Below are 9,670 nucleotides of genomic sequence, written 5' to 3' on the forward strand. Positions count from 1 at the left end.
GCAGGTCTGCTTGTCGTTGGATTGGATCCAAAGGCTGTTCTGTTTGGCGTATTGTCCAGATTGTGACGTTGCGGTCTTTGGTTATCCTATGCGAGCTTGAACCTGACGTTGAGCATTATGAACCGCCTGCGAAACTTTTTAATGGCTCTTGGGGGGTTTTCGTGGGGTTTGTCTTATTTGGTTATTATTGCGGTGTGTAGGAGTTCTGAGGTGGTTCGTGAAGCGCGACTTGGTAGAGCGTTCCATGATTCACGAGTGTTCTAATCATGTTAACAGGGGTAAAATGCAGCATGAAACATGCTCCACTCTAGCAGTCCACGATTCACGCACAGCACGAAAACTGAAAACACTCTCAACGATGGGAGCGAGCATTGTTAGCGTTCCACACTCACAACCTTCACACCCTCTAAAAACCGAAGAAACTGTTTAATCCTTGAGCAAAACGCGCGACTCACCGATACATCGGCTCAAAACCAAGCGTGTTGCAATCACTATATATAGATACTTGAAAAATTGAGACCACTGTATATAGTAGTTCATAGCTGTTAAGAAGGAGGCGTGCAATTCATGGGAGACCGTAGAAGCGACCATGTAGCCGAACAGACTGCAACACAAGAACCAACGCAAGAAACACCACAAGCGCAAGAACGCGAGCTCAGTGCGCCAGAACTTCCTGCACAGGGTGATGCTATCGGTGCAGTCGTATATTTCTCGTCAGCATCAGAAAATACATCCCGTTTTATTCACAGCTGCAAGCTGGAAGAACAGGGTATTAATGTTTATCGCATACCAATGCGTCCTAAAGACCCAGCTCTTAACGTGGACGAGCCATATATTTTGGTAGTTCCAACTTACGGCGGTGGGGCAGTAAAGAAAGCTGTTCCTGTTCAGGTAAAAAAATTCCTGAATGGCGCAGCTAATCGAGCAGGAATTCGCGGCGTTATTGCAAGCGGTAATACAAATTTCGGTGAAGCCTTCTGTATGGCGGGAGATATGGTTGCCGCGAAATGTAAAGTGCCATTTATGTACTATTTTGAGCTTATGGGCACGCAAACAGATCGCGAAAAAGTTACGCGCGGTGTGGTCGATTTCTTTAAGACTCATCAGGAAAAGTAACACGCCTTGTAAAGCCTTATAACGCACGTGAATAAACTCACATCGCACTCGCATAACGCGAAAATGGGTGAGTGAAGTAAGACTTACGAGTAGCATAGAAACAGTTTATTTAACGGGTTCGTAGAGCATAGAAAAAGCGCAGGAAATGCATAAAACTGTGCAAAATCGCGCAAAACCCGCGAGAATCAGGAGAAAAAAACATGGCAGATAGCGCTGTTTACGACGCTTCGCAGGATTATCATGCACTAAACGCAATGCTCAATCTGTACGATGAGAATCATCAGATTCAGTTCGATAAGGATATTGCTGCAGCAGAACTTTTTGTTCAGGGAGAAGTGGCGGAACGTACTAAGAAGTTTGATTCTGTGCGTGAACGTTTGCAGTTCCTCTTCGATAACCTTTACTACAACAAGGAAGTTTTCGATACATATTCTCCTGAGTTCTTGGATAAGATTTATGCATACGCAGATTCCTTCAATTTTAGTTTCGAAACATTCTTGGGCGCATTTAAGTTCTACTCGTCCTATGCTTTGAAGAGCTTCGACGGCAAACAGTATCTGGAGAACTTCGAGCAGCGTACAGTAGCTGTTGCATTGGAGCTGGCAGCTGGTAATGAAACCAAGGCTATGGAGTTCGTGGAAGAGATTATTACCGGTCGCTTCCAGCCAGCAACCCCAACATTCCTTAACTTGGGCAAGGCTCAGCGCGGTGAACCAGTATCATGCTTCTTGGTGCGCATCGAAGATAATATGGAATCCATTTCACGCGCAATCAACGCTTCTCTTCAGCTGTCTAAGCGTGGCGGTGGCGTAGCTTTGCTGTTGAGCAACCTACGTGAAACAGGTGCTCCTATTAAGCATATTGAAAACCAGTCATCTGGTGTAGTGCCGGTCATGAAGCTGCTGGAAGATTCCTTCTCTTATGCTAATCAGCTGGGCGCTCGTCAGGGAGCAGGTGCGGTCTATCTGAGCGCGCATCATCCAGATATCCTGACTTTCATGGATACCAAGCGCGAAAATGCGGACGAAAAAATCCGTATTAAAACTCTTTCTTTGGGCGTGGTTATTCCAGACATTACTTTCGAGCTGTCTAAGAAGAAAGAGCCAATGGCTCTGTTTAGCCCTTACGATGTAGAGCGCGAATATGGTAAGCCTTTCGCAGATGTTCCTATTACTGAGAACTACTATGATATGGTAAATAACCCTCGTATTAAGAAGACCTATATTAATCCACGTGACTTTTTCCGTACTATTGCCGAGATTCAGTTCGAATCTGGATACCCATATATCGTATTCGAAGATACTGTAAATAACGCAAATCCAATTGACGGACGTATTACTATGTCTAACCTGTGCTCGGAGATTCTTCAGGTGCAAGAAGCCAGCGTTTTGAATGAAGATTTGACTTTCGCTCACGTTGGTCGCGATATTTCCTGCAACCTCGGCTCCCTCAATATTGCCAAGACTATGGACGGCGGTTTGGGTGATAGCGTAGAACGCGCTATTTACGCGCTCTCCTCGGTAGCAGATCATACAAGCATCGAGTCTGTGCCATCGATTAAGCGCGGAAACGACGAAGGTCATGCAATCGGTCTGGGTCAGATGAACCTGCACGGTTTCTTGGCTCGCGAGCGCATGTCCTATGGCTCGGAAGAAGCTTTGGACTTTACCGACATGTACTTTATGACCGTTGCATACCACGCGTACAAGGCCAGCCATCAGATCGCTGTAGAGCGCGGTGAGAAGTTTAAGAGCTTTGATGTTTCTGATTACGCGAAGCCAGCAGGTCAGGGTAATTACTTCGATAAATATACCGATGGCTCGCGCAGTCTTGAACCTCGCACGCAGGAAATCAAGGATCTGTTTGAACGTTTCGGCATTCATCTTCCAACAGTTGCTGATTGGGAAGAATTGCGTGACGCCATTCTTCGCGATGGTATTTATAATCAAAACTTGCAGGCAGTTCCTCCAACAGGTTCTATTTCCTACATTAATCACTCCACGAGTTCTATTCATCCTCTAGTGTCTAAGATTGAAATTCGTAAGGAAGGTAAGCTCGGTCGCGTCTACTACCCAGCTCCATACATGGCCAACGACAATCTCGAGTATTACGACGATGCCTACGAGATTGGTTGGCAGAAGATTATCGATACGTATGCTGAGGCAACCCAACATGTTGATCAGGGCTTGTCGCTTACCTTGTTCTTCCCAGATACCGCGACCACGCGCGACGTGAACAAGGCTCAGATTTACGCATGGCGCAAGGGTATTAAGACCTTGTACTACATTCGCATTCGTCAGGCTGCTTTGGAAGGAACGGAAGTAGAAGGCTGCGTTTCCTGCATGCTGTAAACCGTTACGCTGATATATCCACCACAACATTGTAAGGAAAGATTATGGTTACTGTACCAATTTCTGTACCTCGTCAGCCATTAAAGCTGATTGACCGCGTGAGCGCGATTAACTGGAACCGCTTGGAAGATGAGAAAGATTTGGAAGTGTGGGATCGCTTGACCGGTAACTTCTGGTTGCCAGAAAAGGTTCCGATTTCTAATGATTTGCCATCTTGGAACGCGATGACTGAGGAAGAACATACCCTCACGATGCGCGTGTTTACAGGTTTGACTCTGCTCGATACCATTCAGGGCACTGTGGGCGCTGTATCGCTGATTCCGGATGCGCTGACGCCTCACGAGGAAGCGGTATACACCAATATTTCCTTTATGGAGTCTGTGCACGCAAAGAGCTATTCGTCTATCTTCTCGACATTGGCTAGCACCAAGCAGATTGACGAAGCTTTTGCTTGGTCGGAGGAGAACAAGCATTTGCAGAAGAAGGCTTCTATTGTTTTGGATTATTACGAAGGCGACGATCCATTAAAACGCAAGGTGGCTTCTACTTTGCTGGAGTCCTTCTTGTTCTACTCGGGCTTCTACTTGCCAATGTATTTCTCCAGCCACGCAAAGTTGACCAATACGGCGGACGTTATTCGTCTGATTATTCGTGACGAAGCTGTGCACGGCTACTATATTGGCTACAAGTATCAGAAGGGCTTGGAGCTGGTAAGCCAGGATAAGCGTGACGAACTCGAAGAGTACACTTACGACTTGCTCAACGAACTCTACGACAACGAAGCAGAATACACTGAAGATTTGTATTCTGGCGTAGGTTTGGTAGAAGACGTAGAAAAGTTCTTGCGTTACAACGCTAATAAGGCTTTGATGAACTTGGGGTATCCTGCACTCTTCCCAGCAGATGCTACGGACGTAAACCCAGCTATTATTGCATCGTTAAGCCCTAATGCAGACGAAAACCACGACTTCTTCTCGGGTTCTGGCTCGTCCTACGTAATGGGTAAGGCTGTAGAAACTGATGATGATGATTGGGACTTCTAAATTCTGAATAATTCAGAGCAAGACACGCCCAATAGTGGATGTTTAAACCGCTGATTTTAGCGGAAAATTGAAAAGAGTCGCGACACGCCGCAAGTGAAAACTTGCGGTGGTCGCTGATTCGTGCAATACTATTCAAGTTGCCATCGACAAGATGGGAAAATCTTGGCGGATTTCCCAAGCGGTCAAAGGGAGCGGACTGTAAATCCGCCGGCTTCGCCTTCAGTGGTTCGAATCCACTATCCGCCACGCCTCGATAGCTCAGTGGTAGAGCACTTCCTTGGTAAGGAAGAGGTCGCGGGTCCAATTCCCGCTCGAGGCTCCATAGCGGGATAGCTCAGCTGGCTAGAGCGTACGACTCATAATCGTAAGGTCGAGAGTTCGAGTCTCTCTCTCGCTACAAAGGCTGATTGTCTAAAGAAATTAATGGAAGGTGAACAATGGCAAAAAGCGCCGATATTCGTCCAGGCATTACGCTGGCGTGCACCGAATGCAAGGAACGTAACTACCAGACAACTAAGAATCGTCGTAACACACCAGATCGTTTGGAGCTCATGAAGTTCTGCCCACGTGATGGTCGTAAGACTCTCCACCGCGAGACTCGATAGACGTTATGAGGAAGCCCGGCTTGGCCGGGTTTTTTTATACCATAGAAACAATGCAGTGCACGTGACGGTGCGTGTGCTCAATACTGGTGGGTAGAGGAGTAACAATGGAGAAATCTCCACGTTTTTCAGATATTACAACAATGGCCGTGGGTGGGCGCATTGCTGAGTTTGTTGAGCCTGATTCCCGTCCAGGCTTCTTAGAAGCGATTATTATGGCTGACGTTATGGGAAAACCACTCTGTGTTATTGGCGGCGGTTCCAATATGCTCGTTTCTGATGATGATTTTGATGGAGTGGTTATTCGCGATGCTCGCCGTCAGATTTCCGTGCTTGACGAGGCAGCTCCTGTAGAAGAAGGCGCAGCACCTTTAACTCATGTGAGTGCAACTGCAGGTGTGCATTGGGATGATTTTGTTGATTACTGTGTGCGTATGGGCTTAGCAGGTGTTGAAGTTCTTTCTGGTATTCCTGGAACTGTGGGAGCCAGTGTTGTGCAGAATATTGGCGCTTATGGTCAAGAAGTGTCGAGCGTAGTTTCGCACGTAGAAGTATGGGATCGCGAAACAAAAACTGTTCGAACTTTGGGTTTAGAAGAGTTTGATTTTTCTTATCGTCACTCTGTTTTGAAGGATTCCATGTACGAGGCGGGTGCTCACAGCGCTCCAACCAAATATTTCCCATCTCCACGCTATATTGTGCTCGAAGTAACCTTTACGCTTACGCATTCCAGCATGAATACTGTGCAGATGGGGCAGTTGGCACGCGCTTTGAACGTTGAAGTGGGTGAAAGCTTCGATATCGCACAGATTCGCACAGCTGTGCTCAATATTCGCGCGAGTAAAGGAGTGGTGGAAGATCTTCACCGTTATGCTAATCCATGGATGGCGCATACTTTAGAAAGTGAACCGGATCTAAACGCTGCACCTCAAGAAGACCGCGATAAATATAGCTGCGGATCCTTCTTTATGAATCCAATTATTAGTAGCGAGCAAGCAGAAAAACTGCCTGACGAGGCTCCTCGCTTCCCAGCAGTAGATACGAACGGTCAGTCAGCAATCAAAACTTCGGCAGCCTGGCTTATCCATCATGCAGGTTTTGAACCGGGCTATCGCGTGAACGAGAACAGTCGAGCCTCGCTGTCGACCAAGCATACGCTTGTATTGAGTAATCGCGGGGGAGCGAGCACTGAAGATATCGTGGAGTTGGCGCGCACTATTCGCGACGGTGTGCGCGAGACGTATGGTATTACTCTCGTACCTGAACCTGTTTTTATCGGCGTGGAACTCGACTAAAGACGGTAGACTAAAAATATGACATACGTAATCGCTGAACCATGTGTAGATGTAAAAGATAAAGCATGCGTGGATGAATGCCCTGTAGACTGTATTTACGAAGGTTCACGCACGTTGTATATTAATCCGAACGAGTGTGTGGATTGCGGTGCTTGCGAACCTGTATGTCCAACAGAAGCGATTTTCTACGAAGACGATTTACCAGATGACTGGGCATGGTATAAAGCTGTTGCTGATGATTACTTTGCAGAAGTTGGAGATTTTGGTGGAGCTATGGGAGCTGGTCCAATAGACCATGACCATGAGCTGGTAGCACAACTTCCATCTGACGTGAATGCTGAGTATCTAGCACAGAATTCATAGATGCTCTAAAGTCCGAAACTAATGGAGTCTTTTCCAAAACGCTTGCGAATATCGTCAAGCGTTTTTTCGGTTTTTATAGTATTTTTCTTGCTTTTCCGGATTGCTTGCGTATCTTGCCTATTGTCTGTGCTGGAAGGCGTTTTTGCGGTAGGGGAAGATGCAGGGGCATCAGCGTAATCATCAAAGATATCATCAAAACTCTGCTGAATAACAGTTGTGGCAGCATTCGATAAATGTGAAGTGCTAATGCCCGCCAAACGGATCTCTTGAGGAAGAAGCTGCGTATCAGAGGTGCTGGAACTGGAGCTTGTGTAGTCGGTGGAGTTCGTGGTATTAGTGGTGAAGGCGTTGCCGTCGGAGCTGGTAGAACTGGTATCGTAGGCAGCGTCGGAGGTGCCAGTGGGGCGAGGCAGAAGCGCGTCTATAAGATTCAAAGCATACTCGTAGAACTCATGAGCAGATTGTGATGGTCTGCTGAGAGTACGAGATTTGCTCACATAATGTAAATTTGCATATCGAAGTTTTACGGTAAGAGTTCGCGCCACAAGACCGCGCTTGCGCAGCGTCGAGGCAGTGGAATCGCAACACTGCCAAAGCAAACGTGAGACAACACGTGGATCGCGAGTATCGTACTCTAGCGTGCGCTCATGACCAATCGATTTTTCAGGTGCTCTGACCACTACATTGCGCTCATCAATGCCACGAGCAGCCAAGAACAGTGTATGTCCAATGATAGGAGATTTAACGGCTCTGATGACGTCTTGCTCGCGTAGCTGAGCAAGTTGTTTCACGGTGCTCACGCCGTAGTTATCGAGAGCTTTTTGTGTGGCAGGTCCCACGCCAGGAATAGCTCGCACAGGAAGCATATGCATGAATTCAATTGATTTATCTACGGGGATGAGCAACATGCCATTGGGTTTTGCATTCGTAGAAGCAAGTTTGGCGATTAACTTGTTAGAGGCAATACCCACGGAGCAAGTGAGCTGCAACCTTTCGAATACTGTTGAACGAATCCATTGAGCTATAGCCACTGGCGATTTCCATGTTAGCAGAGCAGATGAAACATCCATATAGCCTTCATCTACACTGACGTGTTCTACTTGATCTGTTACTTCCTCGAAAATGGCAAAAACCTGGGCAGACAAACTTTTATAGTAAACCATGTCAACGGGAAGAAAAACACCCTGAGGGCACAATTGACGTGCTCGAGAAACTGGCATAGCGGAATTGACACCATATTTACGCGCCTCATAATTTGCTGCAGATACCACGGAACGAGCACCTGTGCCAATAATAATAGGTTTGCCTGCAAGATGAGGATTACGCTTGAGTTCACACGAGGCGTAGAAAGCATCCATGTCGATATGCAAAATAGTGCAACCTGAATCATCATGACCCCAGTCTTTCTTGGCGGCGGCGATTCGTGGTGCAGTACTCATAGCTTTTATTGTAGCGGGGAGTGGGGTGGAGCAGCGAGTGGGGAGTTGGGAGTGTGGCGGAACGGGGGAAGGGGAGTGAGTGGAGGGCGGAGTTGGAGCGGGGAAAGGTGGGAAGCGGAGTTGGGATTGATATGTGGAGAGAGGACCGGTACGAGCGGTGTTTATCGGGAGGGCTGAAGATGTTGCTGCGAGGAGTTAAGCGCGTTATAGAGTCCTCATATGCAATTGTGAGACTACCAGAAAAGTAGCGTAAACTATATATGTGAAGAAATCGATAGTGAAACTGTTAAATACTTCGCCAGTTTTATGTGTGCTGGCTGTTCAAACCATTGCTATTTCTTGTGCTAACGAGATAAGTAAAATTGCATTCACACAGATTGAGCCGCTTCTTGTTTCTTGGTGGCGTATGGCTTTTACGGTGCTTATTATGGTGCTTTGGCGACGCCCATTTTCGATTCGTAAACGCGCAAACCTGCCTAAGGACGCCAAAACGTGGATAATTCTTGGCGCATTGGGAGTAGCTGTTGCTGGTATGAACGGCGTGTTTTACATTGCGATTAATACGCTGAACTCAGGTGTAGCAGTGGCTATCGAGTTTATTGGGCCTCTCGCGGTGGCGGTGTTCACTGGACGAACTTGGCGTGAGTACGTGGGCGCATTCTTGGCTTTTGTGGGGTTGCTCGCGCTCGCGGGTGCGGCTTTGTTCTCGGTGGGCCCTTCATCGATTCCAGGGCTTGTGGCTATTATTGCAAGTGGCGTGCTGTGGGGAATATATATTGTTTTGGGACGACATGTAGCCCATGGCTCGTCAGGGCTCGATAATTTAACGATTTCTTTATTGATTGGTTGGATTATTCAAAGCTGTTTTATTGGTTTTCCAGCAGTTAAAGCAGTGATTGTTCCGGCACGGTTTGCAACGTGGGCACGTGCTGATGGCGGATGGTTCAAATTACTCGTCCTTCTTTTTATTATGACTTTAGGCGCTTCTATTGTCTCGTATATTTTTGACCAAGTTTTAATGCGTCGCGTAAGTGTGAACCGTTTTTCTGTTATGCAGTCAGTACTGCCAGCAGTGAACCTGATTATCTCGATGTTCTTTGGTGACCGTCCAGGCGTTATGGATTTTGTAGGTGTAGGTATTATTGTTTTTGCGGTTATTATTAGTTTTTCCAGTGATAACGATCCACTTCCATCCCATGACCTTACATCTCGTCATCATGCAAAAATAACTGATGAAGAGGGAAATATAGAAACGATTGATGTGTTAGATTGAGAATTGTACACACCGATTTGCTCTATGCCAAAAAAATGATAAACTAGCAAAGTTGCATTAATTACCTTTGTAATTAGTCCAATGCCGGAGACGTGCCTGAGTGGCCGAAAGGGGCACCCTGCTAAGGTGTTAACTGCGTAAGCGGTTCAGGAGTTCGAATCTCCTCGTCTCCGCTTTTAGGGTTTTCA

At 46.9% G+C, this 9,670-nt stretch carries 8 protein-coding genes and 4 tRNA genes; 11 read left to right on the plus strand and 1 reads right to left on the minus strand.

What is annotated here, in order from left to right; translation table 11 throughout:
- Window positions 1-567: 567 nt before the first annotated feature.
- The 9 genes from nrdI to fdxA all read left to right on the plus strand — a co-directional run bounded on the left by nrdI (window position 568) and on the right by fdxA (window position 6,770).
- Window positions 568-1,116 carry a class Ib ribonucleoside-diphosphate reductase assembly flavoprotein NrdI gene (gene nrdI, locus HMPREF2909_RS07805; protein WP_021618691.1) on the plus strand — a complete coding sequence of 183 codons (549 nt, stop codon included), beginning with the start codon at window positions 568-570 and terminating at the stop codon, window positions 1,114-1,116.
- Between the two features lie 200 nt (window positions 1,117-1,316).
- Window positions 1,317-3,467 carry a class 1b ribonucleoside-diphosphate reductase subunit alpha gene (gene nrdE, locus HMPREF2909_RS07810; protein WP_071415838.1) on the plus strand — a complete coding sequence of 717 codons (2,151 nt, stop codon included), beginning with the start codon at window positions 1,317-1,319 and terminating at the stop codon, window positions 3,465-3,467.
- 44 nt (window positions 3,468-3,511) lie between these two features.
- Window positions 3,512-4,510, plus strand: a complete 999-nt coding sequence (gene nrdF, locus HMPREF2909_RS07815; RefSeq protein WP_071415839.1) for a class 1b ribonucleoside-diphosphate reductase subunit beta — start codon at window positions 3,512-3,514, stop codon at window positions 4,508-4,510.
- A gap of 164 nt (window positions 4,511-4,674) precedes the next feature.
- A tRNA-Tyr gene (locus HMPREF2909_RS07820) sits at window positions 4,675-4,756 on the plus strand.
- A 1-nt stretch (window position 4,757) separates the two neighbouring features.
- Window positions 4,758-4,832, plus strand: a tRNA-Thr gene (locus HMPREF2909_RS07825).
- 1 nt (window position 4,833) lies between these two features.
- Window positions 4,834-4,907: transfer RNA gene (locus HMPREF2909_RS07830), tRNA-Met, on the plus strand.
- 40 nt (window positions 4,908-4,947) lie between these two features.
- Complete coding sequence (rpmG, locus tag HMPREF2909_RS07835) at window positions 4,948-5,115, plus strand: 50S ribosomal protein L33 (RefSeq protein WP_021618688.1); 168 nt, start codon at window positions 4,948-4,950, stop codon at window positions 5,113-5,115.
- Between the two features lie 104 nt (window positions 5,116-5,219).
- Window positions 5,220-6,407: an FAD-binding protein gene (locus HMPREF2909_RS07840; protein ID WP_071415840.1), complete on the plus strand. Its 1,188-nt coding sequence runs from the start codon at window positions 5,220-5,222 to the stop codon at window positions 6,405-6,407.
- A gap of 18 nt (window positions 6,408-6,425) precedes the next feature.
- The gene (gene fdxA / locus HMPREF2909_RS07845) at window positions 6,426-6,770 is read left to right on the plus strand and encodes a ferredoxin (protein ID WP_022857297.1); all 345 of its coding nucleotides are present in this window, start codon (window positions 6,426-6,428) and stop codon (window positions 6,768-6,770) included.
- A gap of 5 nt (window positions 6,771-6,775) precedes the next feature.
- On the opposite strand, the gene dinB is transcribed toward fdxA, so the two are convergent.
- The gene (dinB, locus tag HMPREF2909_RS07850) at window positions 6,776-8,209 is read right to left on the minus strand and encodes a DNA polymerase IV (protein WP_071415841.1); all 1,434 of its coding nucleotides are present in this window, start codon (window positions 8,207-8,209) and stop codon (window positions 6,776-6,778) included.
- A gap of 262 nt (window positions 8,210-8,471) precedes the next feature.
- Between dinB and HMPREF2909_RS07860 the strand changes: the two genes are divergently transcribed.
- Window positions 8,472-9,482, plus strand: a complete 1,011-nt coding sequence (locus HMPREF2909_RS07860; protein ID WP_246815538.1) for an EamA family transporter — start codon at window positions 8,472-8,474, stop codon at window positions 9,480-9,482.
- Window positions 9,483-9,568: 86 nt separating this feature from the next.
- A tRNA-Ser gene (locus HMPREF2909_RS07865) sits at window positions 9,569-9,655 on the plus strand.
- The last annotated feature ends 15 nt before the right edge of the window (window positions 9,656-9,670 follow it).

Source organism: Alloscardovia sp. HMSC034E08 (assembly GCF_001813415.1).
GTDB classification, from domain to species: domain Bacteria; phylum Actinomycetota; class Actinomycetes; order Actinomycetales; family Bifidobacteriaceae; genus Alloscardovia; species Alloscardovia omnicolens.

Coding starts and splice junctions, on each gene's coding strand:
- nrdI (WP_021618691.1), top strand. CDS start 568: ATGGGAGACCGTAGAAGCGACCATGTAGCCGAACAGACTGCAACACAA.
- dinB (WP_071415841.1), bottom strand. CDS start 8,209: ATGAGTACTGCACCACGAATCGCCGCCGCCAAGAAAGACTGGGGTCAT.
- nrdE (WP_071415838.1), top strand. CDS start 1,317: ATGGCAGATAGCGCTGTTTACGACGCTTCGCAGGATTATCATGCACTA.
- rpmG (WP_021618688.1), top strand. CDS start 4,948: ATGGCAAAAAGCGCCGATATTCGTCCAGGCATTACGCTGGCGTGCACC.
- fdxA (WP_022857297.1), top strand. CDS start 6,426: ATGACATACGTAATCGCTGAACCATGTGTAGATGTAAAAGATAAAGCA.
- HMPREF2909_RS07840 (WP_071415840.1), top strand. CDS start 5,220: ATGGAGAAATCTCCACGTTTTTCAGATATTACAACAATGGCCGTGGGT.
- nrdF (WP_071415839.1), top strand. CDS start 3,512: ATGGTTACTGTACCAATTTCTGTACCTCGTCAGCCATTAAAGCTGATT.